The sequence below is a fragment of the Pseudodesulfovibrio pelocollis genome (assembly GCF_030282845.1).
Taxonomy (GTDB): domain Bacteria; phylum Desulfobacterota; class Desulfovibrionia; order Desulfovibrionales; family Desulfovibrionaceae; genus Pseudodesulfovibrio; species Pseudodesulfovibrio pelocollis.
Map to the genome: position 1 here is coordinate 1 of NZ_JASTWE010000042.1, position 24,744 is coordinate 24,744.

The window sequence follows — 24,744 nt, forward strand, 5'->3', positions numbered from 1 at the left end:
GAGCGACAGCGACGGCTCCTCCCTCCTCTTCTGCCTCTTCCCCCTCTCCCATCCAATGCCTTTCCTTGCCTCTGCCGCCCATCCGCTGTATTTTACGGGCACAACCACGCAAGGAGACCCCATGAAGATCGGTATTCTCGGCGGCAGCTTCAACCCCATCCATGTGGGCCATGTGCGCGCGGCCATCGAAGTCCTGGAACGCCTCGGGCTGAACCGGGTCGAACTGGTCCCGGCCAAGCAGCCGCCCCACAAGGAGGGCGCGGACATCCTGCCGTTCGCCCTGCGCATGGAGCTGGTGGACCGGGCCATCGAGGGCATCCCGGGGCTTGGCTCCAACCCCCTGGAGGGGGATCGCCCCGGCCCGTCCTTCACCTGCGACACCCTCCACTGCTACCGCGAGGAGCAGCCCCAATCCGAGATCACCTTCATCCTGGGCGCGTCCACCTTCCTCAATCTGCCGTCCTGGCGGCGCGGGCTGGAGATTCCGTCCATGGCCTCTTTGGCCGTGGTCAACCGCTGGGAGGCGGCCGACAAGGTGGCCGGGTTCATCGAAACCCAATGGCCCGAGGCCGTGCGCGAGACGGACGACTTCTGGACCTTCCCCGGCGGCCGTACCGTGCGCGTGCTGGACATCCCCCGCCTCGACATCAAGGGCGGGCACATCCGCCGCCGCTGGCTTGAGCGCCGCTCCCTGCGCTATCTCGTGCCGCCGGGCGTGGAAGCCCTGCTCGACGAGCGGGCCGACGAGGTGGCGGCCTACTGGGGCAGCCGCGCCTGAGCCTTTCTCTTGACGATGGACAATGATGGGAACGCCGACAGACGCGCCCCGCTGGAGGTGTCGCTGCCAGCGGGAGCGGCGGCTATGCCTTGCGGGCGGCCAGCATCTGCCGGATGACGGCCATGACCGCCTCGGGCCGGATGGTGGTGAGGCAGGATTGCGCCCTGGCGCAGGGCTTGCCGCCGTGCAGGGAGCAGGGTCGGCAGTCCATGTCCGCCTCGATGATCCGGTCGTGCGGCCCGGCCGGGTAGAAGCCCCAGGCGCGGGCAGTGGGGCCGAAGAGCGCGGCCACGGGCGTGCCAACGCCGCTGGCCAGGTGCATGGGGCCGGAATCGGCAGTGACCAGCAGATCGGCCCGGGCCATGAGGGCGCAGGTTTCGCGCAGGCTGGTGGCATTGGTGTAGTCGCGCCGCTTGTCGCGGACAAGGGGGGCATCGTCGCGCCCGACCACGAACCAGCCCATGCCCGCCGCGGTCAGCAGACGGGTCAGATCCTGCCAGTGTCCGCGCGGCCATTGCTTGGCCGGATGGGTGGCGTAGGGATGCAGGGCGATGCGCGGCTTGTGCCGGTTCATGCCGGAGAGCCGCTCGTCAGCCCCGGCCAGTTCGGCCTCGGTCAGAAAGAGGCGCGGGCCGATGGCGGCAGCCTCGGGCGGCTTCGGGTCGCGGGCCAGGGCGTAGCGCTGGGGCACGGTGGTGGCCTCGAGTTTTTTTCTCAGCCAATCCGAGCGGGTCAGGCTGAAGAGACGGCGCGCGATCCCCTGCTTGGGATAGCGGCGCACCGGGCCGCGCCAGAGCCAGCCGAGCACCCGCGAGCGCAGGGTGCCGTGCAGGTCGATCAGTTCGTGCCGGGGGAACTCCCGGGCCAGCTCGCGGGCCGTGGCAGGCCATGCGTCCCTGAAATGACGGTCTTCGAGGGTGACGACGCGGACCACGGCCGGGTGGTTGTCGAGCAGGGGCGCGTTGGCCGCCCTGGTGACAAAGACAAAGGTGTCGCCCCGGGCGGCATGCCAGTGGGCGAGCACCCCGGTGGTCAGGGCCACGTCGCCGAGATGGCCCAGGCGAAAAACGACGCCGGGCATCGCTGCGCTGGAGGGATTCATGCCCCTTCCGTTCGCCTCAATCCTCGCGGAAGTCAAGGCGATTCCGTATTGCGCCGCCGGTTTGCATCTGGTATGTTTCAGGCTCCAGACTCCGGCCCGACCCGGACTGGACAGGAAGTGACTGAGCCGTATGATCGAACTCGTAATTGCGGTCGGCGTTGCCGTTTTCGTTTCCATGTTCTGCTCCGTGGCCGAGGCCGCACTCTATTCCATGAGCTGGGCAGACATCGAAAAGCTCATGACTTCCGGCAGCAAGTCGGCAAAGATACTGCACAAGCTGCGCTCGAAGGTGGATGAGCCCATCACCGCCATCCTGACGCTGAACACCTGCGCCCACACGGCGGGCGCGGCCGTGGCGGGCTGGGCCTGGGCCAATGTCTACGGCAAGGAAACCCTTTGGCTCTTTACATTGGGCTTCACAGTAATTATTCTCGTCTTTACGGAGATACTGCCCAAGACCATTGGTATAATGTACAGCGACCGCATCGCGCCGCCCCTGGCCAGGCCGCTCACGGCCCTGGTCTGGATATTCCGGCCGGTAATTGTGGTCATGCGGCAGCTCTCCAAGGCCGTGAGCCGGAAGTCGGACGGCCCGGACCACACCGAGGACGACATCCGGGCCATTGTCTCGCTGACGCGGCGCTCAGGGTCCATCAAGCCGTACGAGGAGCAGTCCATCCGCAACATCCTGCTGCTGGACCTCAAAACGGTGGAGCAGATCATGACGCCCCGCACGGTGGTCTTCTCGCTTCCGGCGGAGCTGACCGTGTCCCAGGCGCGCCAGCAGCACCCGGAGTGGCCCCACAGCCGCATCCCGGTCTGGGCGGACGACCCGGAGGACATTGTGGGCGTGGTCTACCGGAGGCAGGTGCTTGAGGCACTGGCCGACGACCAGGACGATCTGCGGCTTTCGGACATCATGCGGCCCATACGTTTTGTCCTTGAGAGCGTCACGCTGGACAAGCTGCTGGTGAAGTTTCTGGGCAGCCGCAACCACCTCTGCGTGGTCCTCGACGAATACGGCGGCGTGGCCGGCGTGGTCACCCTGGAAGATGTGCTGGAGGAGATTCTGGGCAGCGAGATAGTGGACGAGACGGACCGCGTGGTGGACATGCGGGAATTCGCCAGGGCGCAGCGCAACGCGCTGGCCACCTCGGGCGAAGACATGGTTGACAAATAGGCGCGGCACACCGCGCCCGGAGCGATTGATAATGGCAAAGAAGACGAACAAGACGGTATACGCGGTGGCGCTGACGCTCTTTCTGGGCGGATTGGGCTACCTGATCTTTTCCGGCCTGAGCCAGGACAGCGTGTATTTCCTCAACGTTTCCGAGGCCCTGGCCGTGGAGCCGGGCGAGGTGCGTCAGGCGCGCCTGTTCGGCAAGGTCTCGCCCGAAGGGCTTGTGCTCGACCCGGACAACCTCGGCACCTCCTTCACCCTCATCGACAAGATGGACCCCACCAAGACCATGCGCGTGCAATACCGTGGCGCGCTGCCCGACACCTTCAAGGAGGATGTCGAGGTCATCCTGGAGGGCGGGCTCGACCCGTCTGCCTCGGTGTTCACGGCACGGACCCTGGTGACCAAGTGTCCCTCCAAGTACGAGGAGGAAAGCCGCCAGATGGAGCAGAGCAAGGGGTAGCCCGCCGAGGCCGCTGCGGACTCGCGGCGGGGTTGCTCGGCCGGAGCGCGCGCAAGGGCGAGACGGGGTTTTGACACCCGCCGCCCGGGACCGGACGGATTCCGTCCTTTTTTTGTGCCCGGCGCGGTTGGTGAAAATTTGTTCACATGCTTGCCAGGGTGGCGACAAGGGGCCTATCGCCTCGTGACACTGGTTCGGGGCGGGTGCTCCGGGCGCACGAAGCGGGTTTCCGGCATCCGCAAAAAACTCATACCATCCCGGTGAAAAGTCGAGTATGCAGACCGGGGAACACGGTTCGGGCGCGCCTGCCGCACCCACCGGGCGGAGGCCAACCTCCGGCGCAAACCGTGTCCGATCATCTGCCAAGGAGCCTTTATGCATCTGACCGGTTACGTAGCCCTGCTGTTTTCCCTGCTGGCCTTCCTCTTTCTCGCGGCGTGGGCCGGGTTCGCGGCCTGGAACCGCAAGGACGAGGCCCTGGTGCTGGTGGAGCGGGGCCAGATCATCGCCGCGGCGGGCGTGGTCTTCTCCTCGCTGCTGCTGCTGGTGGCCCTGGCCACGCGCGACTACTCCTTCCGCTACGTCTACGACACCGTGGATAACGCCCTCACCTTCGTCTACACCCTGACCGCCTTCTGGGGCGGCCGCGAGGGTTCGCTGCTCTTCTGGGAGCTGCTCATCGCCGTGTCGGGCGTCATCTTCCTCTATTCGCCCAGCTACAAGATGCTGGCCCCGAGGACCAAACTCTTCTTCTGGATGTTCTTCCTCCTGGTGCAGAGCTTCTTCCTGCTCCTGCTCACCGGGTGGAGCAATCCCTTCATCGAGATCATCCCGGCTCCGGCCGACGGTCGCGGCCTCAACCCGCTGCTGCGCAACCCGGGCATGATCTTCCACCCGCCGCTCCTGTTCATCGGGTTCGCGTGGTACACGGTTCCGGCCGCCTGCGCCCTGGCGGCCAGCATCGCGGGCGAGGAGAAATCCTGGGTCACCATCTGTCGCAACTGGAACATCCTGGCCTGGGCCTTCCTGGGCGCGGGCATCATCCTGGGCGGCTGGTGGTCGTACATGGAACTGGGCTGGGGCGGCTACTGGGCCTGGGATCCGGTTGAAAACGCCTCCATCATTCCCTGGTTCGTGGGCACGGCCCTGCTGCACACGGCCCTGATCGAGGCCCGGCGCAACGCCCTGCAGAGGACCAACGTCTTCCTGATGTCGCTGACTTTCCTGCTGTGCATCTTCGCCACCTACCTGACCCGCTCGGGCGTCATCGACTCCCTGCACACCTTCGGCGAGTCGCCCGTGTCCGTGCCCCTGTTCTGGGGCATGGTCTCCTGGCTGGTGCTGACGCTGGTGGTGGTCCTTGTCAGCGAGCGCCACACCCACCGCACCCTGTCCGACTTCCTGAGCCGCCAGGGCATGCTGGTGATCACGGCCTGGTTCCTGCTGGCGCTGGGCGCGGTGGTGACCATCGGCACCATGTGGCCGGTCATCAGCCGGATGTGGACCGAACATCCCATGGGCCTGGATGCCAATTTCTACAACCGGGTCTGCCTGCCCTTCATGGCCGTGCTGGTGCTCATCTTCAGCTACTGCCCCTGGCTGGGCTGGAAGGGCGGCCTGCGCGACCCCAAGGGCATCATCATCGTGACTGCGGCCCTGGTGCTCTCCACGGCCGGATTCCTGGCCATGGGCTACACCAAGCCCCTGGCGGTCTTCACCGCCGCCTCGTCCGTGGCGGCTTTGGTCAGCATCGTGGCCCTCTTCGCGCTCCATCCGGCCATCAGGGCCACGCGCCAGTCCTGGGGGGCCTACGGCATCCACCTCGGCATGATCCTCATGGCGCTCGGCATCGCCTTCTCCGGCCCCTACAAGGTCGAGCACGAATATGTCATGGACGAGGGCGACACCGTTGTCCTTGAGGGCTACGAGATCACCTACGTCAGCGTGGCCGAAGATTCCACCCCGCAGTTCAGGGCCAGAGCCACGGCCGTGCTCGAAGTCTCCAAGGATGGCCGGGTGCTGGGGCAGATGCGGCCGGAGAAGCGCATCTATGTCAACTTCGAGCGCCAGCAGTTTGCCGAGGCGGACACCGTCTTCAGCCTGGGCAACGAGCTGTACGCCACCCTGCTCGGCTTCACCGAGGACCACAAGGCGAGCTTCAAGCTCAGCGTCAATCCGCTGGTCAACTGGATCTGGATCGGCGGCACCATCCTCTGCCTGATGCCCCTGCTCATCCTCAGGCGGATGCGCCGCCCGGAGGCGCGCGGCTGATGGTCCCTTCCGGCGGCGAGGCCCTGCTGTCCGTCAGGCGGGCGGCCAAGTTCTACGGCGGCAAGCTCGTGTTCAAGGACGTGTCCTGCGAGGTGCGCCCCGGCGAGATTCTGCTGGTGGCCGGACCCAACGGCGCGGGCAAATCCACCCTCATGCGCATGATGGCCGGGCTCTCCAGGCCGTCGGCAGGCGAGGTGATCCTGCGCGCCGAGCCGGAACGCACCGCCTATCTGGGCCACGCCACCTTCATCTATCCGGGCATGACCGCCCTGGCCAACCTCGGATTCTGGGGGACCATGTATGGCCTCAGTCCCTCGCGCGACGAGCTGGTGACCCTGCTGACGCGGGTGGGCCTCGAGCGCGCGGCCGAGGAGAAGGCCGGGTCGTTCTCGCGGGGCATGGCCCAGCGGCTCAATCTGGCCCGGGTCTACATGGTCAGGCCGACCCTGCTCTTCCTCGACGAGCCGGGCACCGGCCTTGATCCCCGCTCCCTGGCCCTGCTGCGGCGCGAGATCACCGGGTTTCGCGACCACGGCACCGGCGTGGTCTGGATCAGCCACCACGTGGACAAGGACACGGCCCTGGCCGACACGGTCCTCGCCCTGGGCGGACGCCGGGTGGAGTATTTCGGCCCGGCCCGGGAGTATGCGCCGGAGGCCGAGGCATGTTGAAGCGCTCCGCAGCCATGGCTGCCAAGGACCTGCGGCTCTCGATCTCCGGCGGACAGGGGTTGGTGCAGGCCGTGCTTCTTGGCCTGCTGCTCATCTTCCTGTTCAGCCTGTCCAAGCCCCTTGGCGGGGTGATCACACCCCAGGCGGCCGGGGCCATTTTCTGGCTCGCCTCGGCCTTTGGGCTGGTCCTCGTGTTCAATGACCTCTTCGCCATCGAGGAGGCCAACGGCGCGCGGGTGGGCATCCTCTCGTCGCCCGCGCCGGTCCATGCGGTGTGGGTGGGCAAGGGGCTGGCCGGGCTGTGCCTGCTTCTGGTCTCGCAGCTGGTCTTTCTCCCGGCCACGGCGGCCTTCCTGGGCCAGAACGTGTATGGCCCGTGGTGGCTGCTGCTGGCGACCTTGATCGGGGCGGACATCGGGCTGGTGGTCATCGGCGCCCTGCTGGGCGCCCTGTCCCAGGGGCAGGCGGCCAGGGAGTCGCTGCTCTCGGTCATCGTGTTCCCGCTGCTGCTGCCCGTGCTGCTGGCGGGCATCACCCTGTTCGCCATGTGTTTTTCTCCGGAGCCCATGGGCGAACCCGACAGCTGGCTCGGACTGATCCTCGCCTTTGACGCCCTGTTCGCCGGGGCCGGGCTTTTCCTCTTTCCCTTTGTCTACAGCGGTGAGGAATAGAAATGCGCGCTCCAGGCCTCATTTCCCGCGCGGCCCATACCGCGAAGCATCGGAGTAACCCATGATGGTGAAGATACTGGCCGCAGCGGCCGCCGTGGCCCTGCTGGCGCACCAATACATGATCTGGTTCTATGCGCCCGTGGCCCAGTCCGGGCCGGTGCAGAAGATCTTCTACATGCATCTGCCGTGTTCCTGGTGGGCGCTGGCCAGCTTTTTCGTGGTCTTCGTCTCCTCGCTGCTCTATCTCTTCCGCCGCGATCCCGCCTATGACCGCGCGGCCGGGGCAGCCGCCGAGCTGGGCGTGCTCTTCGCCACCCTGAGCCTGATCACCGGCTCGGTCTGGGCCAGGGCCGAATGGGGCCACTGGTGGGTCTGGGACCCCAAGCTGACCACCTCGCTGATCATGTGGTACGTGTACGCGGGCTATCTGGTCCTGCGCTCCACACCCATGGGCCGCGAGCGCAAGGCCCTGGTCTGCGCCGTGCTCGGCATCGTGGCCTTCCTGGACGTGCCGCTTGTCTTCTTCGCCGCCAAGCTCTGGGGCAGCGCCCATCCCGACGGCGTGGCCCGGGAAAGCTCGGGCATGGCCCCGCGCATGTGGCACACGATTTTCACCGGTCTTGCCGCCTTCGGCCTTGTCTGGGGAGCCATGCTCCTGACCCGCGTGAGGCAGCTGGCCACATTGGCCCGGCTGGAGGCCATGCTGGTCTGGGACGAGGAGGCGTGACCGGACGCTCGTCGCCCCGGACCGTCGAACACCACAAGAAACCCGAGGAAATCCAATGTCAGCAACAACCTATATCTTCCTGGCCAATTGCGCGGTCTGGCTCGGCGTGACCGGATATCTCGCCTTCCTGGCCACCCGCTCGGCCGAACTCGAAAAACGCGTGCGGCAACTCGAACTGCTCGGAGGTGGCGACAATGACCGCTAGCAATGTGGAACTCGGCCGCAAGGCCGTCATCGCCATGGTGTTTCTGGGCGTGGCCGCCATGTTCGTGGCCAGCTTCAGCTACCGGCTCAACAACCCGAACCTGTTCGTGGCGGCCCGTCAGGCCCCGACCCAGGAGGTTTCCCCCGGCACCATGCCCCCGGGCATGGAGCAGATGGGCGGCAACATGGCCCTGATCAGGGAATACATGGCCAAGGTCGAGGCCGACCCCGACGACGTGGACGCCCTGGTGGGCCTTGGCAACTCCTTCCTGATGATGCGCGCCTGGGAACGCGCCGTGGTCCCCCTCGACAGGGCCAACGAACTGCGCCCCGGCGACATCGAGGTGCTCAAGGGCATCGGCATCTCCCGGTTCAGCCTTGAGGATTACGTCAAGGCCTCGGCCGCCTACGACGAGATCCTCGAGATCGACCCCACTGACACCCTGGCCCTCTTCAATCTGGGCGTGATCTTCAAGTATTACTTCGACAAGCCCGATCAGGCCCTGCCCTATTTCGAGAAAGTGATCGAGCTTGAGCGCGAGGACTCCGAGATGATCAAGCTGGCGAAACAGGAACTGGAAAAGTAAAAATCCTTGAATACCAGGATTTTGTCTGCGGAACCACAAGGCGTTATCCTATTGACAAGATTCGCGAAACAACTACAATGTCACATTCATCCGCAGGCGTGGTTCCACGTGTTGCGGACTGTGGCTTTTCGGACGAAAAAGTCGTCAAGGAACAGTGTGTTGCTGTGAAAACTTATACTATTGAGGAGAGGAAGTATGCGCGCTAAACTGCATCTGATCTTGCTGTGCCTCGCCATGGTCGCCATGCTGGTGGCCTGCGGCGCCGAAGAGAAAAAGGCTGATGAAAAAGCTGACGTCCAGACCGGCGAAGTCGCTCCGGCCGGCAAGCTGGTTCTCGGCGTGGCCGGTGCCCACTCCGGCGACCTGGCCTCCTACGGCCTGCCCAGCGTCAACGCCGCCAGGCTGGTGGCCGCCAAGATGAACGCCGCTGGCGGCGTCAACGGCATGCAGGTGGAAGTGGTCGCCCAAGACGATCAGTGCAAGCCCGAACTGGCCACCAACGTCGCCACCAAGATGGTCTCCGACAAGGTTTCCATCGTCCTTGGTCACATCTGCTCCGGCGCCACCAAGGCCGCCCTGCCCATCTACCTTGAGTCCAACATCGTGGTCATGTCCCCCTCGGCCACCAACCCGCCGCTGACCCAGTCCGGCGAGTACCCGAACTTCTTCCGCACCATCGCCCCTGACGATGCGCAGGCCGCCCTCGAGGTGTCCTTTGCCAAGGGCCTGGGCCTCAGGAAGCTGGCCGTCATCCACGACAAGGGTGACTACGGCATGGGCTTCGCCACCTTCTGCAAGGAATTCATCGAGGCCGACGCCGACATGGAAGTGGTCCTCTTCGAGGGCGTGACCCCCGGCGCGGTGGACTACTCCGCCGTGGTCCAGAAGATCAGAAGCTCCGGCGCGGACGGCGTGATCTTCGGCGGCTACCATCCCGAGGCCTCCAAGATCGTCTCCGGCATGCGCAAGCGTGACCTCGCCATTCCCTTCCTCTCCGACGACGGCGTGAAGGACGACACCTTCATCAGGGTCGCGGGCGAGTTCGCCGAGGGCGTGTACGCCACCGGCCCCATGGACTTCTCCACCAACGCCATCTACCAGGAAGCCCTGGCCGCCCACAAGGCCGAGTTCGGCTCCGACCCCGGTCCGTTCTTCCCCGAGGCGTACTCCGCCGCCCTGGCCCTGCTCACCGCAGTGCAGAACGCCGGTTCCACCGACTATGACAAGGTCGTCGAGGCCCTGCGCACCCAGTACGTTGACACCGCCGTCGGCACCATCAGGTTCGACGCCAAGGGCGACGCCGAGGGCGTCGGCTTCGCCGTCTACCAGGTGCAGGACGGCAAGTACGTGGAAATCAAGTAGATAGTCATAACCAATTGCCTTTGCCCAGGGGACAGGTTCACGCCTGTCCCCTGGTGTATTTAACGTATAGGACCAGAACCAATGGATTATTTTCTTGAACTCTTTTTCGGCGGCCTGACCAGGGGGAGCATCTACGCCCTCATCGCCCTGGGCTACACCATGGTCTACGGCATCATTGAGCTGATCAACTTCGCCCACGGTGAAATCTACATGATAGGTGCCTTCACCGGGCTGATCGTGGCAGGCGTGCTGACCGCCCTCGGGTTCCCCGAGGCATCCATCCTGGTCATCGCCCTGATCTGCGCCGTCATCTGGTCCGCCTCCTACGGCTACACCGTGGAAAAGATCGGCTACAAGCCCCTGCGCGGTGCCCAGCGCCTCTCGCCGCTCATCTCGGCCATCGGCATGTCCATCTTCCTCCAGAACTACGTCATGCTCGCCCAGACCCCCGACTTTCTCCCGTTCCCCGCCCTCACGCCCCAGTTCGACTTCATGAAGCCCTACAGCGCCGTCATGAACTCATCCGAATTGGTCATCGTCGTGGCCACCATCGCGGTCTGCGTCGGCCTGACCCTGTTCATCAAGTACACCAAGCTGGGCAAGGCCATGCGTGCCACGGCCCAGAACCGCAAGATGGCCATGCTCGTCGGCGTCAACGTGGACATGGTCATCTCGGCCACCTTTGTCATCGGGTCGAGCCTGGCCGCCGTGGGCGGGGTGCTCATCGCCTCCCACATCGGGCAGATCAACTACTTCATCGGCTTCATCGCGGGCATCAAGGCCTTCACCGCCGCGGTGCTGGGCGGCATCGGGTCCATTCCCGGGGCCATGCTCGGCGCGCTGGTCCTCGGGCTGACCGAGGCCTTTGCCACCGGCTACGTCTCCTCGGACTACGAGGACGTGTTCGCGTTCTGCCTGCTCGTGCTCATCCTGATCTTCAGGCCCGCAGGGATCATGGGCAAGGAAAAGACCCAGAAGGTGTAACCGGACATTCACGGCGGCCCGGCCGCCCTGCCTTACAAGGAATATATCGTGAACAACACACTCAACGAAACGGGCCACCAGGGGGCGCTGCGCCTGCTGCTCTCGGCCGGGTGCCACAGCATCCCCCATGCCCTGCGCAAATCCGCCATGGTGGCCGCTTGGTTCGCCTTTCTGACCTTCCCGATCCTGGTCATCAAGGTCAACACCATCGAAAACACCGTGGCCTGGCGCTGGGAAAACATGCTCGCCATCGCGGTGGCCACCTTCTTCGGCTCCTATGTCTGGCGCTGGCTGCTGGCGCGCAAGGAAATCAAGCGCGACGAGGCAAAACGCGAGAGCGTGGCCGAGAGGCTGCTGACCAAGGTCCAGTCCCATCCGATCCTCAAGCTGGCTGGCCTTGCGGCCATCGCCATACCGGCCGTGCTCTACCCCCAGGTCTTTGATCTCTACCAGACCAACATCATGGTCTCCTGTCTGGTCTTCATCGTCCTCGGCCTGGGGCTGAACATCGTGGTGGGCCTGGCCGGGCTGCTCGACCTGGGCTACGTGGCCTTCTATGCGGTGGGGGCTTATGCCTACGCCCTGTGCAATCTGCACTGGGGCATCGGCTTCTGGACCATGCTGCCGCTGGGTGCCGCCCTGGGCACCATCATGGGCGTCATTCTCGGCTTTCCGGTGCTGCGCCTCCGGGGCGACTATCTGGCAATCGTCACCCTGGGCTTTGGCGAGATCATCCGCCTCGTGCTCGAAAACTGGGGCGATGTGACCAAGGGCCCCTCGGGCATCTCCAACATCGCGCGGCCCGAGTTCTTCGGCATGAAGCTGACCATCGCCCAATCGACCATGTACATGTACTACATCATGCTCGGCCTGCTGGTGCTGACCATCTTCTGTGTCAGCCGGTTGCAGCACTCGCGCATCGGCCGGGCGTGGCTCGCCCTGCGCGAGGACGAGATCGCCTGTCAGGCCATGGGCATCGACAAGGTCAAGACCAAGCTCCTCGCCTTTGCCCTGGGTGCCACCTGGGCGGGCATGGCCGGGGTCGTGTTCGCGGCCAGAACCACCTTCATCAACCCGGCATCCTTCACCTTCTGGGAATCGGCCATGATTCTGTCCATCGTGGTCATCGGCGGCATGGGCTCCATCCGGGGCGTCATCGCCGGAGCCATCATCCTCATCCTCGTGCCCGAATATCTGCGCGAATTCTCGGAGTTCAGGATGCTCCTGTTCGGGGCCATCATGGTCATGGTCATGGTCTTCAGGCCCCAGGGGTTGATCAGCGCCAAGCGCAAGATCTACACCTACAAGGGCACGAGTGAAGCGGGGAGCGGCCAATGAGTAACCCGGTTCTCAACGTCAAGGCCGTGGACAAGGACTTCGGCGGCATTCGCGCCTTGGACGATGTCGATCTCGTGGTCCACCAGAAGGAAATAGTGGCTCTCATCGGCCCCAATGGCGCGGGCAAGACCACCTTCTTCAACTGCATCACCGGCATCTACGCGCCCACCAGCGGCGACGTGCTGGTGGACCCGAAGGCCACGGGAGACCCCGTGCGCGTCAACGGCAAGAAACCCAACAAGGTCACGGAACTGGGCATGGCCAGGACCTTCCAGAATATCCGCCTCTTCCCGTCCATGACCGCACTGGAAAACGTCATGATCGGCACCCACTGCCGGACCAAGTCCGCCGTCTTCGGGGCCATCACGCGCTGCAAGGCCACCCGCAACGAAGAGCAGGCAGTCATCGACCGCAGCTATGAGCTGCTCAAACTGGTGGGACTCGATCAATACGTCAATGAAACCTCGGCCAACATGCCCTATGGCAAGCAGCGCAGGCTGGAGATCGCCCGGGCCCTGGCCACCGACCCCTTCCTGCTGCTCCTCGACGAGCCTGCGGCAGGCATGAACCCCCAGGAGACCCATGACCTTGAAAAGCTGATCGTGGACCTCCGCGACCGCTTCGACATCGCCATCATGCTCATCGAGCACGACATGAAGATGGTCATGTCCATGTCCGACCGCATCTACGTCCTTGACTACGGGCGCATGATCGCTGACGGCACTCCCCGCGAGGTCGCCGAAAACCCGGCCGTGATCAAGGCCTATCTCGGGGAGAGCGACGATGACTAGGATTCTCGAACTGAAAAGCGTCAACAGCTTCTACGGAAACATCCAGGCGCTCTACGACATCGACCTGCACATCGACCGGGGCGAGATCATCACCCTGATCGGGGCCAACGGCGCGGGCAAGACCACCACCCTGATGACCGTGTGCGGCGTGGTCCAGGCCCGCTCGGGCGAGGTGGTCTACCAGGACGAGACCATCACCAGGGTCAGCCCGGAAAAACTTGTGGCCCGGGGCATCTGCCAGGTGCCCGAGGGGCGGCTGATCTTCCCGGAGCTGACCGTTCAGGAAAACCTCGACATGGGCGCGTTCCTGCGCAACGACCGCGACGGCATCCGCCGCGACATCGAGATGTGCTTCGGCCTCTTCCCCATCCTGGCGGCCCGGCGCAAACAGCAGGGCGGCACCCTCTCCGGCGGCGAGCAGCAGATGCTGGCCATTGCCCGCGCCCTGATGGCCAAGCCGAAGCTGCTGCTCCTTGACGAACCCTCCATGGGCCTGGCCCCGCTGGTGGTCCGCCAGATCTTCGACATCATCAAGAAGGTGAACGCGGAGCACAACACCACCATCTTCCTGGTGGAGCAAAACGCAAACCTCGCCCTGAAGATAGGGCACCGGGGATATGTGATGGAAAACGGGAGAATCGTGCTCACCGACACCTGCGACAAGCTCCTGGCCAACGAACAGGTGAAAAAGGCCTATCTGGGCCTGTAGAAAAAACGCCGCGAGGCCGGACCCCTGTCCGGCCTCTGGCATATATGGCGACATAATAGCTCTGGAGGTTTTCGAAATGAGCAAAATACTCGACAAGGCCCTGACTTTTGACGACGTCCTGCTGCTGCCGGCCTACTCGAACGTGCTGCCGGACTCCGTGGACGTGTCCACGTACCTGACGCCGGGAATCAAGTTGAACATACCGCTCGTTTCCGCCGCCATGGATACCGTCACCGAGTCGCGCATGGCCATCTCCATGGCCCGGCACGGCGGGGTGGGCGTCATCCACAAGAACATGTCCGTGCGCGAGCAGTCCCGCGAGATCGACCGGGTCAAGAAGTCCGAGTCGGGCATGATCACCGATCCCCTCACGGTCCACCCGGACGACGATCTGGCCAAGGTCAAGGCGATCATGGCCGAGTACCGCATCTCGGGCCTTCCCGTGGTCAAGGGCGACCACCTGGTGGGTATCATCACCAACCGCGACATCCGCTTCGTCAAGGACGACGCCTCCCTTGTCTCGGAACTCATGACCAGCCGCGACCTCGTGACCGTGCCAGAGAACATCGACAGCGAAGAGGCCAAGCGCAAGCTGCACCAGCACCGCATCGAAAAGCTGCTGGTGGTGGACGGCGAGAACCGCCTCAAGGGACTGATCACCATCAAGGACATCAACAAGCACAAGAAATACCCCGACGCGGTCAAGGACAGCAAGGGCCGTCTGCTGGTGGGCGCGGCCATCGGCGTGGGGCGCGACTGCCTGAGCCGGGCCGAGGCCCTGCTCCGGGTCGGGGCGGACTTCCTGGTGCTCGATTCGGCCCACGGCCACTCCGAGAACATCCTCAAATCCACCCGAGAACTGCGCGCCTCCTTCCCGGACATCCAGCTGGTGGGCGGCAACGTGGCCACCTACGAGGGGGCCAAGGCCCTCATCGAGGCCGGGGTGGACACGGTCAAGGTGGGCATCGGCCCCGGCTCCATCTGCACCACGCGCATCGTGGCCGGGGTGGGCGTGCCCCAGATCACGGCCATCATGGAGGCGGCCCGGGCCGCCCGCGAAGCCGACAAGTGCATCATCGCCGACGGCGGCATCAAGTATTCCGGCGACGTGGTCAAGGCCCTGGCCGTGGGCGCGCACAGCTGCATGATGGGCTCGGTGCTGGCGGGCACGGACGAAAGCCCGGGCGAATCCATCCTCTTCCAGGGACGCACCTACAAGCATTATCGCGGCATGGGCTCCATCGATGCAATGAAGAAGGGCAGCTCGGACCGCTACTTCCAGGAAAAATCCAAGAAGCTGGTGCCCGAGGGCATCGTGGGCCGGGTCCCCTATCGCGGCCCGGTGGGCGAATCGCTTTACCAGTTCGTGGGCGGCCTGCGCTCGGGCATGGGCTACACCGGCTCATCCAACCTTGAGGAACTCTACGAGAACTCGAAGCTGGTTCAGATTTCCCCCGCTGGCCTGCGCGAATCCCATGTCCACGACGTGACCATCACCAAGGAATCCCCCAACTACCGCGGAGACGGCTAGCCAGCCGCCGGGGCCGCACGGGGTTTCACCTTTTCATTTTTTCCGATGTGAAGTAAAGAGAGACACATGCACGACAACCGAGTACTCATCCTGGATTTTGGCAGCCAATTCACCCAGCTCATCGCACGCCGCGTGCGCGAGGCGGGCGTCTACTCCGAAATCCACCCCTGCAATGTGGACCCCGAGCGGGTCAAGGCCTTCAAGCCCTCGGCGCTCATCCTTTCCGGCGGGCCGTCAAGCGTGCTCGAAGGCGGCTGCCCGGCCCTGAACATGGACTACCTCGACATGGGCGTGCCCGTGCTCGGTATCTGCTACGGCATGCAGCTCATGGCCCACAACATGGGCGGCAGGGTCGTGGCCTCCACGGACCGCGAATACGGCCGCGCCCAGTTCTCGGTCCAGAACGACTGCGTCCTGTTCGAGGGCATCGAGGAAAAGGACAACCTGACCGTCTGGATGTCCCACGGCGACAGGGTCGAGGCCCTGCCCGACGGATTTCTGCCCATGGGCCGGACCGACTCCATCGAGTTCGCGGCCATGGGCGATGCCGCCCGGCGGTTCTACGCCCTCCAGTTCCACCCCGAGGTGGCCCACACCACCGAGGGCGCGCTGATCATCCAGAACTTCCTGTTCAAGGTGGCAGGGCTCAAACCCACCTGGTCCATGGCCAGCTTTGTGGACACCTGCATCGCGGACCTGAAAAAGCAGGTGGGCGATGCCAAGGTCGTGCTCGGCCTCTCCGGCGGCATCGACTCCACCGTGGCCGCCGTGCTCCTGCACCGGGCCATCGGCAAGAACCTGCACTGCATCTTTGTGGACAACGGGCTGCTGCGCATGGGCGAAAAAGACGAGGTGGTCGGCTTCCTGGCCGAGCACTTCGAGCTCAATGTCAAGTTCGTGGACGCCTCGCGCGAGTTCCTCGACAAACTTGTGGGGGTGACCGACCCGGAGCAGAAGCGCAAGATCATCGGCTACACCTTCATCGACGTCTTTGACCGCGAGGCCAAGGCCATCCCGGGCGTCAGGTTCCTGGGCCAGGGCACCCTGTACCCGGATGTCATCGAGTCCGAATCCTTCAAGGGGCCTTCGGCGGTCATCAAGAGCCACCACAACGTGGGCGGCCTGCCCGAGAAGATGAACCTCAAGCTGGTCGAGCCGCTGCGCGAGCTGTTCAAGGACGAGGTGCGCCGCGCTGCCTACGAGCTGGGGCTGCCCGAGCACATCATCTGGCGCCAGCCCTTCCCCGGCCCGGGCCTGTCCATCCGCATCATCGGCGAGGTCACGGACGAGCGCCTGGGCATCCTGCGGCTGGCCGACCGCATCGTGCAGAACGAGATGGTGGCCTCGGACTGGTATCGCAAGGTATGGCAGGGATTTGCCGTGCTCCTGCCTCTCAAGACCGTGGGCGTCATGGGCGACGACCGCACTTACGAGAACGTCATCGCCCTGCGCATGGTGGACTCCATCGACGCCATGACCGCGGACTGGTCGCGGCTGCCAAGCGAACTGCTGGCCCGCATCTCCAACCGCATCATCAACGAGGTCAAGGGCGTCAACCGCGTGGTTCTGGACATCTCGTCCAAGCCGCCGAGCACCATCGAGTGGGAATAAGACGAATCAACTTCCTGTAACCCGGGTGGATATATGTTTGGAATAGGCGGTCCCGAGCTTCTGATCATCTGCGTTGTGGCCCTCATTGTCATCGGCCCCAAGAAACTGCCCGACCTGCTGCGCTCGCTGGGCAAGGGCATGGCCGAGTTCAAGCGCGTCAGCACCGACGTCAAGAGCACCCTTGACGACGAGGTCAAGAAGGCGGAGGCCGCGGCCCGAAAGCGCGAGGTGGACGAGGAGATGGAACGCCGCAAGGCGGAAAAGGCGGCCGCGGAAAAGGCCGCTTCCGAAACTCCGCCCGCTCCCGAAGCCCATACCGCCGAGGACACGAGGACGGACGTCAAGGACAAGGCATGAGCCAGGACAAGGACGAGGTCAGGAACGAGGCCACCGGGGAGCCGGACACACCCCCAACGGCCGGTGCCTCCACTGACGACCCATCTCTCTTGGAGCCGGACGGGCCGGTGATTTCCAACGAGGCGCTGGACGAGGCCAGGCAGACCCTGGCCCGCGAGCAGGAAGATTCCGCCGCGCCCGATGGGGATGCGGCCGAGTCCAATGCGCCCAAGGCCGATTCACCCGAGCCCGATGCGACCGAGCCGGAACCGGCCACGAGCGCGGCCCAAAGCGCGGAACAGGGTGCCGAGACCCCGGGCGGCGATGCCCCTCCCCCGGCCGTGCCCGGCGGTGGCAGCGGCGGGGACGGCTCCGAGCCTGACGCCGAACCCGATGCCGACCACGAAGAAACGGAAGGCGCACAGATGAGCCTGCTCGACCATCTCAATGAACTGCGCGCCAGACTGACGCGCAGCTTCATCGCCATCGCCGTGGGCACCGTGGCCTGCTACGGCTTTGCCGAGCAGCTGTTCAACATCCTGATGCAACCGATGATCACCGTGTTCCAGGATCGCATGGCGGACAAGCCCATGCTGCCCATCGGCTTCTACGACGACCTGCGGGTCGCTCTGACCAAGATGCTCGGCGAGCAGGGATTCCAGCACACGGACAAGATCGACCTGTTCGTGGACGCCCTGCAACACTCCCTGGTGCAAATGGCCCAGGAAGGCCACTTCCAGTATACCTACCCGGCCGAGGCGTTTTTCTCGTACATCAAGATTTCCATCGTGGCCGGGCTCTTCCTGGTCAGCCCCTATGTCTTCGCCCAGATCTGGGGGTTCATCGCCCCGGGCCTTTACGCCCACGAGCGCAAATGGATGATCCCTATCGCCGTGATCTCGGCCGCCTTCTTCACCTCTGGCGCGCTCTTCGGGTATTTCGTGGTCTTCCCCTTTGGCTTCGAGTTCTTTGCCAGCTTCTCCACCGAGGGCATCCAGTTCACGCCCAAGCTCAACGAATACTTGAGCTTCTGCCTCAAACTGCTCTTTGCCTTCGGCTTTGTCTTCGAGTTGCCGCTGTTCATCTTCTTCCTTGCGCGCATGGGCATGGTCTCATCCGACGGACTGCGCAAGAAGCGCAAGTACGCCATCCTCGTCGGCTTCGTGCTGGCCGCCATCCTCACCCCGCCCGATCCCTTCACCCAGTGCCTCATGGCCGGACCGCTGATCATCCTCTACGAGGTGGGCATCTGGGTCGCCTTCTTCTTCGGCAAGAACGAGAAGCGGCATCTGGAACGCAAGGCCGCTGCCGAAGCGGCTGCCAAGGCCGAGATGGACGCCGCAGCCGCCAACAAGCAGGACGAAGAGCAGGCGGCCCAGGAGACGGGAAAGGGAGCGGCAAAAGAGACGGCCGAGGATTCAGGCAAGGCTTAGGCCGGATGGACCGGGCAGACGCGAGGCGCAAGCCGCAACTGCCCGGTTTCCTTTTCTAGAGTTTTGCTATACACTCTCGCCCGGAGAGTGACACCGCATCCCGCGCAACACGAAGGAGAGGGCCATGGGCAAACGCACGGCCACGGTCAAGAGAGCCACCAAGGAAACGGACATCAGCCTGACGCTGACCCTCGACGGCGAGGGCCGGGTGGCGGTGGACACGGGCATCGGCTTTGCCGACCACATGCTCACCCTGGCCGCCTTCTGGGCCGGGTTCGACCTTGATCTCACCTGCCGGGGCGACCTGGAAATCGACTCGCACCACAGCCTGGAGGATATCGGGCTGTGTCTCGGGCAGGCCCTGGCCGAGGCTCTGGGCGACAAGGGCGGCATCGTCCGCGTTGCCTCGGCCAAGGTGCCCATGGACGAGGCCCTGGCCGAGGTGGTGATCGATCTCTCGGGCAGACCCTATATCGTCTATGACGACACGCTGCTGCCGGACATCATTGCCGGTGACGAGAAGGACGTCTGGCGCGAATTTCTCAAATCCTTCGCCTACAAGGCAGGCATGAACCTGCACGTCTCGTTCGAATACGGCCAAAACGGCCACCATCTGCTTGAAGCCGCCTTCAAGGCCCTGGGCATCGCCCTGGCCCAGGCCGTCCGGGTCGGGCGTTCGGGCGTTTCCAGCACCAAAGGGAGTCTCGACTGATGCGACGCACACGCCTTATCTCCACGGCCGTGGCCCTGTGCCTTGTCCTGCTCGTCATGGCTGGCTGCGGCACGCCCCAGCGCACGGCGGCCGTGCCCAGGCCCGAGGGCAAGCTGGCCGTGGCCGGGTTCACCAACCCCATCTACAACTGGCAGATTCTTGCCGGATACCTGGAGGAAGAAGGAAGGCCCGTGCCCGACGGCACCCTCTCGGCCCTGGATTCGGTCCTCATCGATACCCTGCACCGCCATCAGGTCTATGACTTCATCACGCCCGATTCGCTGGTCTCCTGCCAGGAGCTGGTGGTCTTCGAGGAGTCGGGCATGCCCAAGCTCTCGGCGTGGAAGTATTGGCTCGGCGTGGGCAAGTGCATCCAGGCGGACATGCTGCTGGTGCCCCAGGTCACCCACTGGCGCGAGCGCGAAGGCACTTCCGGCGGCGTGACGAATGCCGCCTCGGTGGCCCTGGAGTTCTACCTCATCGACGTGAAGAACGAGCGCATGACCCGCGCCCGGTACGAAGAGACCCAGGTGGGGCTCCTGGAAAACCTGTTCACGGCCCGCAAGTTCGCGGACCGCGGCGGCGCGTGGGTGACTGCCGCCCGCCTCGCCTCGGACGGCATCGAGGAAAAACTCATGGAACTTGGTTTATGATTCTCTTTCCCGCAGTTGACATCAAGGACGGCCAGTGCGTCCGCCTCGCCCAGGGCAGGGAGGACCAGGTCACGGTCTTTGCCGCCGATCCGGTGGAGCAAGCCCGCCGCTGGGCCGATCACGGCGCCCGCTTCCTGCACGTGGTGGACCTTGACGGCGCGTTCTCGGGGCTGCCCCGCAACTTCGAGCTGATCCGCTCCATCTGCGCCGCCATCGACATACCGGTCCAGCTCGGCGGCGGCATCCGCGACATCGCCACCGCGCAGAAATATATCGAGGCCGGGGTGGATCGGCTGATCATCGGCACCATGGCCCTGGAGTCGCCGGACCTGTTCTCGGAGCTGTGCCGGACGCTGCCGGGCCGCATCGGCGTCTCCCTTGATGCCGTGGGCGGCAGGCTCAAGACCAAGGGCTGGGTCGAGGACGCCGGGCTGACCATGGACGACGTGCTGCCCCGCCTTGAGGCCGATGGCATCCGCTTCATCGTCTACACCGACATCGCCCGCGACGGCATGCAGACCGGGGTCAACGTGGCCGGTCTTGAGGCCCTGTGCGCCAAGACGAGCGTTCCGGTCATCGCGGCGGGCGGAGTGCACACCCTTGACGACATCAAGGCCCTGCACCCGCTGTGCGCCAATGGGCTTGAGGGAGCCATCTCGGGCCGGGCCATCTATGTGGGCACCCTGGACGTGCGCGAGGCCAATGCCTGGATCGACGCCCAGGCCAGCTGACCTACTCTTCAAGAATACGGCGACGCTCCCCGGACCGGTCCGGGGAGCGTCGCTTCGTTTCCGGCTGACGCGCGAAGCCGATCAGCAGGACCGGTCGCGGGCCAAAGAGTCACCCGTCAGGCGCGGGCCTTGTTCAGGGCCATCTTGACCTTGTCCTTGAGCTCGGTCAGGTCCACGGACTTGACCACGTAGTAGTCGGCCGCGATGGACTTGAGGTCATGCTGAAAGGAGTCGTAGGCCGTGGACAGGATCACGGGTATCTGCTGGTCCTCGGCGCGGATCTCCTGGAGCAGGTCAAGGCCGGAGCGGTTGACGCCCAGCTTGATGTCGAGAATGATGATGGTCGGTTTCTCGCGATGGACGACATCAAGGATGTCCTCCTCGCCGTCCGAGGTGGCCACGGTGTAGCCTTCGGTTTCCAGTTCCTCCCGGTAGAGCATGCGTATGTGCTTTTCGTCATCGACCACGAGTATCGTCGGTTGGCTCATGGAATCCTCCTTGGGAATTTACCCTAGCTTCCACCCTAATAGATTATCCCGAACCGGGTCAACAACACGGCGCGTCTTTTTGTCCAATAATCATGTGACCCGTCCAAGGCCCCGCCAATGGGGCCGCCAAGGCCATCTTTCCTTGAACTCGGTCGCCATCGCGGGTAGGGTCCGCCTCACCCGCTGGCTGTCAAATGGCTGGCGAAAGGAGCCCCCCATGATCACTATCCACCTGGAGCCGGACAATGAGGTGATCGAACTGCACGGAACCAAAACCGTGCTGGCCGTCCTCAACCGGCTCAAGCTTCGTTCCACCATGGCCATCGTGGCCCGCGACGGCCAGCTGCTCACCCCTGACCGCCGTCTGAACCCCGGTGAAACCCTCATGGTCCGCAAAGTGACCTCCGCGGGATAGGGACGACGCCATGAAATGCTCACGCTGCAAACAACTCGCCTGCGTCTCGCTGCCCAGCCACCACTCCGGCTTCTGCGCCGAGTGCTATCCGATCTTCTTCACCCGCCAGGTGGAGACCGCCATCCGCCGCGAAAAGATGTTCACCCATGACGAGCGCATCCTGGTGGCCCTGTCCGGCGGCAAGGATTCCCTCTCCCTGATGCTCGAACTGGCCTTCCAGGGCTATGACGTCACCGGCTTGCACATCGACCTCGGCATTCCCGGCTCCTCGGAAAAGGCCCGGGCCAAGGTGGAGAACTTCTGCACCGCACACGGCCTCTCCCTCCAGGTGCTCGAAATGGAAAAGGAAGGATTGCCCATCCCGGACATCAAGGAGCATGTCAAACGGCCGGTGTGCTCGGTTTGCGGCCGCATCAAGCGCCACCACTTCAACCGCATCGCCCTTGAGGGCGGCTACGACGCCCTGGCCACGGGCCACAACCTGGACGACGAGGTGGCCCGGCTCTTTGCCAACACCCTGCGCTGGGACACGGCCTACCTCTCGGACCAGGGGCCGGTGCTGCCCGCGCGCCAGGGGTTCACGCGCAAGGTCAAGCCCCTGTTTCGCTTGAGCGAATTCGAGACGGCCAACTACGCCTTCCTCAAGGACATCGAGATCCACTCCGACCCCTGCCCCTATGCCTCGGGCGCGAGCTTCACCAGCCACAAGGAGCTGTGGGGCGAGCTGGAGCACCGCAGCCCTGGCCAGAAGTTCCAATTCTACCAGGGTTTTCTGAAGAACGGAAAACCCGCCTTCGCCGCCCGCGAGCAGGAGATCGGCGAGCCCCTGGCCCCGTGTATCGAGTGCGGTTCGCCCACCAGCGCGGGCACCTGCTCTGTCTGCCGCATCAAGGCCGCAGTGCGCGAGAGCAAGGCCAAGGCGGCAGAGGCCTGAGCATGGGCCTGACCATGAACGATCCGGTCGTCACCGTGACCATGCCCTGCCGGGACTGCGAAACGACCGTGGCCCGGGCCATGGAGAGCGTCCTGGGCCAGACCCTGGGCGATATCGAGGTGGTGGCCGTGGACGACGGCAGCCGCGATGCCACGGGCTCGATCCTGGACGAATTCGCCCGGCGCGACAGGCGGGTGCGGGTGGTCCACGCCGCCCATGGCGGGGTGATCGCGGCCGCCAACACGGCCATTTCCCTGGCCTGCGGGCGTTACGTCGCGCGCATGGACGCCGACGACGAGATGCTGCCCGACCGACTGGCCGCCCAGGCCCGGCTGCTCGACGAGCGGCCCGAGGTCGGGCTGGTCGGCTGCCGCATTCGTTTTGGCGGGGACCGCCAGGGCAGCGCGGGATACGCCCGGTATGTGGACTGGACCAACACCCTGCTGACCCATGAGGCCATCAGCCTGAACCGGTTCGTGGAATTCCCGGTGCCCAACCCCTCCATCATGTGCAGGCACCAGTGTCTCGCAGACCACGGCATCTACCGCGACGGCGACTTTCCCGAGGACTACGATCTGCTCCTGCGCTGGCTCGACACCGGGGTGCACATGGCCAAGGTGGATGCCGAGCTCATGATCTGGAACGACCCGCCCGAACGGCTGTCGCGCACCCACCCGCGCTACCGGGTCGAGGCGTTCTACCGGCTCAAGTCGGACTATCTCGCCCGCTGGCTGGCGCGGCACAATCCGCTTCATCCCGAGGTCCACATCCTCGGCTCGGGCCGGACCACGCGCAAGCGGGCGGACATGCTCCTTGAGCACGGAATCCGGTTCGCGGCCTACTACGATGTGGACCCGCGCAAGATCGGCCATGTGGTGGGCGGGGTGGAGGTCCGTTCCCGCGACGCCGTGCCGCCGCCGGGCCGCGCCTTTTGTCTGCCCTATGTGGCCAGCCGGGGCGCGCGCGAGGACATCGCCCAGTTCCTGCACCAGCGCGGCCATGTCCTGGGCCGCGACTACCTGCCGGTGGCCTGACCCGGCCACTTCCCATATCCGGGCCTCTCTGGCATGATCGGTCGGGGCGACCGCCGCCCCGGCACACCGAAAGGGAGTCCCCATGCCCCGACCCCAGGCCCCGCGCGAAAACGATCCCCACCCTGTCGGCCAAGACGCCGCCTTTGACGGCCCCGACTGGCCCGGCCATAGGGAAACGCGGCGCAGACCCTGGCTTGCTGCACTCCTCTCCCTGATCGCCACGGGCGCAGGCCAGCTCTACAACGGCCAGTGGCGCAAGGGGCTGGCCTTTTTCTCGGCCGAGGTGGCGGCGGCCCTGATTCTGATTCCGATCATGGACACCTTTGCCGGGCTGGCCACGGCCATGGCCGGGCTCCTCGCCTTCAACCTGCTGGCAGCGGCCGAGGCTTATCGCACGGCCCGGCGCGGCGGACTCCGACTGACACGGCTCAACCGCTGGTGGGTCTACATTCTGGCCGTGCTGCTCAGCAGCGGGGTCGGGGTGGCGGGCGAGCGGATGGTCAAGAGCCGATTCTTTCAGAACTTTCAGGTGCCGTCCGGCTCCATGGAGCCCACCCTGCTGGTGGGCGACAGATTCATGTCCGCACGGCTCAAGCCGGACGATGCGATCAGGCGCGCTGACGTGGTGGTGTTCGTGGATGAGGCGAGCGGACAGCATTTTGTCAAGCGGGTGGTGGCCCTGCCCGGCGAGACCGTGCGCATCGACGCCCGGCAGGTGTTCGTGGACGACCGCGCCCTTGCCGAGCCCTACGCCCGGCACGTGGGCCGCTCCATGGTCCCGGGCCGCGACAGCTTCAGACCCTTGCGGCTCGGCCCCGGCGAATACTTCCTGCTGGGCGACAACCGGGAGCGTTCCCATGACTCGCGCTGGCTCGGGCCGGTGCAGCGGGAGCGGATCGTGACCCGCGCCCTCTACATCTACCTGCCCGGCGCGGCCGATGACCGGGGCTGGTCAGCCCGCCTGGGCGAGCCGGTCCGCTGACCGCCCGGGCTCGCGATCTTCCCGTCGGCGCGGCCAGGGCCAGTCC

27 protein-coding genes are annotated in these 24,744 nt (G+C 64.9%); 25 read left to right on the forward strand and 2 right to left on the reverse strand.

All coding sequences use genetic code 11. The features are described from left to right. Positions 1 to 121: 121 nt before the first annotated feature. On the forward strand, positions 122 to 778 hold the full coding sequence (locus tag QQS14_RS13270; RefSeq protein WP_285907488.1) for a nicotinate-nicotinamide nucleotide adenylyltransferase: 657 nt from the start codon (positions 122 to 124) through the stop codon (positions 776 to 778). Positions 779 to 860: 82 nt separating this feature from the next. Here QQS14_RS13270 and QQS14_RS13275 read toward each other — a convergent pair whose 3' ends face one another. Beyond that, on the reverse strand, positions 861 to 1,880 hold the full coding sequence (locus QQS14_RS13275; RefSeq protein ID WP_285907489.1) for a glycosyltransferase family 9 protein: 1,020 nt from the start codon (positions 1,878 to 1,880) through the stop codon (positions 861 to 863). Positions 1,881 to 2,010: 130 nt separating this feature from the next. Between QQS14_RS13275 and QQS14_RS13280 the strand changes: the two genes are divergently transcribed. From QQS14_RS13280 to hisA, 20 genes are all read left to right on the forward strand, one after another. Then, a complete protein-coding gene (locus tag QQS14_RS13280; RefSeq protein ID WP_285907490.1) occupies positions 2,011 to 3,060 on the forward strand; it encodes a hemolysin family protein in 1,050 nt (349 codons plus the stop codon). Between the two features lie 31 nt (positions 3,061 to 3,091). Further along, positions 3,092 to 3,523, forward strand: coding sequence for a cytochrome c maturation protein CcmE (locus tag QQS14_RS13285; protein WP_285907491.1), 432 nt, complete (start codon positions 3,092 to 3,094; stop codon positions 3,521 to 3,523). 375 nt (positions 3,524 to 3,898) lie between these two features. Next, positions 3,899 to 5,794, forward strand: a complete 1,896-nt coding sequence (locus QQS14_RS13290) for a heme lyase CcmF/NrfE family subunit (protein ID WP_285907492.1) — start codon at positions 3,899 to 3,901, stop codon at positions 5,792 to 5,794. After that, positions 5,794 to 6,465, forward strand: coding sequence for an ABC transporter ATP-binding protein (locus QQS14_RS13295; protein ID WP_285907493.1), 672 nt, complete (start codon positions 5,794 to 5,796; stop codon positions 6,463 to 6,465). The genes QQS14_RS13290 and QQS14_RS13295 overlap by 1 nt, the downstream gene beginning before the upstream one ends. Further along, complete coding sequence (locus QQS14_RS13300; RefSeq protein WP_285907494.1) at positions 6,459 to 7,136, forward strand: heme exporter protein CcmB; 678 nt, start codon at positions 6,459 to 6,461, stop codon at positions 7,134 to 7,136. The genes QQS14_RS13295 and QQS14_RS13300 overlap by 7 nt, the downstream gene beginning before the upstream one ends. Positions 7,137 to 7,197: 61 nt before the next feature. Continuing rightward, on the forward strand, positions 7,198 to 7,863 hold the full coding sequence (ccsA, locus tag QQS14_RS13305; RefSeq protein ID WP_285907495.1) for a cytochrome c biogenesis protein CcsA: 666 nt from the start codon (positions 7,198 to 7,200) through the stop codon (positions 7,861 to 7,863). Between the two features lie 55 nt (positions 7,864 to 7,918). Beyond that, on the forward strand, positions 7,919 to 8,068 hold the full coding sequence (locus QQS14_RS13310) for a CcmD family protein (RefSeq protein ID WP_285907496.1): 150 nt from the start codon (positions 7,919 to 7,921) through the stop codon (positions 8,066 to 8,068). Further along, positions 8,058 to 8,654, forward strand: a complete 597-nt coding sequence (locus QQS14_RS13315; protein ID WP_285907497.1) for a tetratricopeptide repeat protein — start codon at positions 8,058 to 8,060, stop codon at positions 8,652 to 8,654. The genes QQS14_RS13310 and QQS14_RS13315 overlap by 11 nt, the downstream gene beginning before the upstream one ends. A 195-nt stretch (positions 8,655 to 8,849) precedes the next feature. Continuing rightward, on the forward strand, positions 8,850 to 10,016 hold the full coding sequence (locus QQS14_RS13320; protein WP_285907498.1) for a branched-chain amino acid ABC transporter substrate-binding protein: 1,167 nt from the start codon (positions 8,850 to 8,852) through the stop codon (positions 10,014 to 10,016). An 81-nt stretch (positions 10,017 to 10,097) separates the two neighbouring features. After that, on the forward strand, positions 10,098 to 11,000 hold the full coding sequence (locus QQS14_RS13325) for a branched-chain amino acid ABC transporter permease (RefSeq protein ID WP_285907499.1): 903 nt from the start codon (positions 10,098 to 10,100) through the stop codon (positions 10,998 to 11,000). Positions 11,001 to 11,096: 96 nt separating this feature from the next. Continuing rightward, the gene (livM, locus tag QQS14_RS13330) at positions 11,097 to 12,338 is read left to right on the forward strand and encodes a high-affinity branched-chain amino acid ABC transporter permease LivM (protein WP_425607931.1); all 1,242 of its coding nucleotides are present in this window, start codon (positions 11,097 to 11,099) and stop codon (positions 12,336 to 12,338) included. Beyond that, positions 12,335 to 13,129 (forward strand): ABC transporter ATP-binding protein, encoded by a 795-nt coding sequence (locus tag QQS14_RS13335; RefSeq protein ID WP_285907500.1) that lies wholly within the window; start codon positions 12,335 to 12,337, stop codon positions 13,127 to 13,129. Before livM ends, QQS14_RS13335 begins: the two co-directional genes overlap by 4 nt. 1 nt (position 13,130) lies before the next feature. Further along, positions 13,131 to 13,838, forward strand: coding sequence for an ABC transporter ATP-binding protein (locus tag QQS14_RS13340; RefSeq protein WP_285907516.1), 708 nt, complete (start codon positions 13,131 to 13,133; stop codon positions 13,836 to 13,838). Positions 13,839 to 13,914: 76 nt separating this feature from the next. After that, on the forward strand, positions 13,915 to 15,369 hold the full coding sequence (gene guaB / locus QQS14_RS13345) for an IMP dehydrogenase (protein WP_285907501.1): 1,455 nt from the start codon (positions 13,915 to 13,917) through the stop codon (positions 15,367 to 15,369). Positions 15,370 to 15,435: 66 nt separating this feature from the next. After that, positions 15,436 to 16,980 (forward strand): glutamine-hydrolyzing GMP synthase, encoded by a 1,545-nt coding sequence (gene guaA, locus QQS14_RS13350; protein ID WP_285907502.1) that lies wholly within the window; start codon positions 15,436 to 15,438, stop codon positions 16,978 to 16,980. A 33-nt stretch (positions 16,981 to 17,013) separates the two neighbouring features. Next, positions 17,014 to 17,337: a Sec-independent protein translocase protein TatB gene (tatB, locus tag QQS14_RS13355; RefSeq protein ID WP_285907503.1), complete on the forward strand. Its 324-nt coding sequence runs from the start codon at positions 17,014 to 17,016 to the stop codon at positions 17,335 to 17,337. Further along, positions 17,334 to 18,749, forward strand: coding sequence for a twin-arginine translocase subunit TatC (tatC, locus tag QQS14_RS13360; protein WP_285907504.1), 1,416 nt, complete (start codon positions 17,334 to 17,336; stop codon positions 18,747 to 18,749). The genes tatB and tatC overlap by 4 nt, the downstream gene beginning before the upstream one ends. Before the next feature lie 124 nt (positions 18,750 to 18,873). Continuing rightward, positions 18,874 to 19,461: an imidazoleglycerol-phosphate dehydratase HisB gene (gene hisB, locus QQS14_RS13365; RefSeq protein WP_285907505.1), complete on the forward strand. Its 588-nt coding sequence runs from the start codon at positions 18,874 to 18,876 to the stop codon at positions 19,459 to 19,461. After that, positions 19,461 to 20,114 carry a hypothetical protein gene (locus QQS14_RS13370; RefSeq protein ID WP_285907506.1) on the forward strand — a complete coding sequence of 218 codons (654 nt, stop codon included), beginning with the start codon at positions 19,461 to 19,463 and terminating at the stop codon, positions 20,112 to 20,114. Before hisB ends, QQS14_RS13370 begins: the two co-directional genes overlap by 1 nt. Continuing rightward, positions 20,111 to 20,845: a 1-(5-phosphoribosyl)-5-[(5-phosphoribosylamino)methylideneamino]imidazole-4-carboxamide isomerase gene (gene hisA / locus QQS14_RS13375; protein ID WP_285907507.1), complete on the forward strand. Its 735-nt coding sequence runs from the start codon at positions 20,111 to 20,113 to the stop codon at positions 20,843 to 20,845. Before QQS14_RS13370 ends, hisA begins: the two co-directional genes overlap by 4 nt. A 116-nt stretch (positions 20,846 to 20,961) precedes the next feature. On the opposite strand, the gene QQS14_RS13380 is transcribed toward hisA, so the two are convergent. After that, entirely contained in the window at positions 20,962 to 21,333 is a 372-nt protein-coding gene (locus QQS14_RS13380) for a response regulator (protein WP_285907508.1), read from the reverse strand. Between the two features lie 217 nt (positions 21,334 to 21,550). Between QQS14_RS13380 and QQS14_RS13385 the strand changes: the two genes are divergently transcribed. The 4 genes from QQS14_RS13385 to lepB all read left to right on the forward strand — a co-directional run bounded on the left by QQS14_RS13385 (position 21,551) and on the right by lepB (position 24,698). After that, the gene (locus QQS14_RS13385) at positions 21,551 to 21,748 is read left to right on the forward strand and encodes a ubiquitin family protein (RefSeq protein ID WP_285907509.1); all 198 of its coding nucleotides are present in this window, start codon (positions 21,551 to 21,553) and stop codon (positions 21,746 to 21,748) included. Between the two features lie 10 nt (positions 21,749 to 21,758). Further along, the gene (locus QQS14_RS13390; protein WP_285907510.1) at positions 21,759 to 22,682 is read left to right on the forward strand and encodes a PP-loop family protein; all 924 of its coding nucleotides are present in this window, start codon (positions 21,759 to 21,761) and stop codon (positions 22,680 to 22,682) included. Between the two features lie 2 nt (positions 22,683 to 22,684). Beyond that, a complete protein-coding gene (locus QQS14_RS13395; RefSeq protein ID WP_425607930.1) occupies positions 22,685 to 23,716 on the forward strand; it encodes a glycosyltransferase family 2 protein in 1,032 nt (343 codons plus the stop codon). Positions 23,717 to 23,798: 82 nt separating this feature from the next. Then, positions 23,799 to 24,698, forward strand: a complete 900-nt coding sequence (gene lepB / locus QQS14_RS13400; RefSeq protein WP_285907511.1) for a signal peptidase I — start codon at positions 23,799 to 23,801, stop codon at positions 24,696 to 24,698. The last annotated feature ends 46 nt before the right edge of the window (positions 24,699 to 24,744 follow it).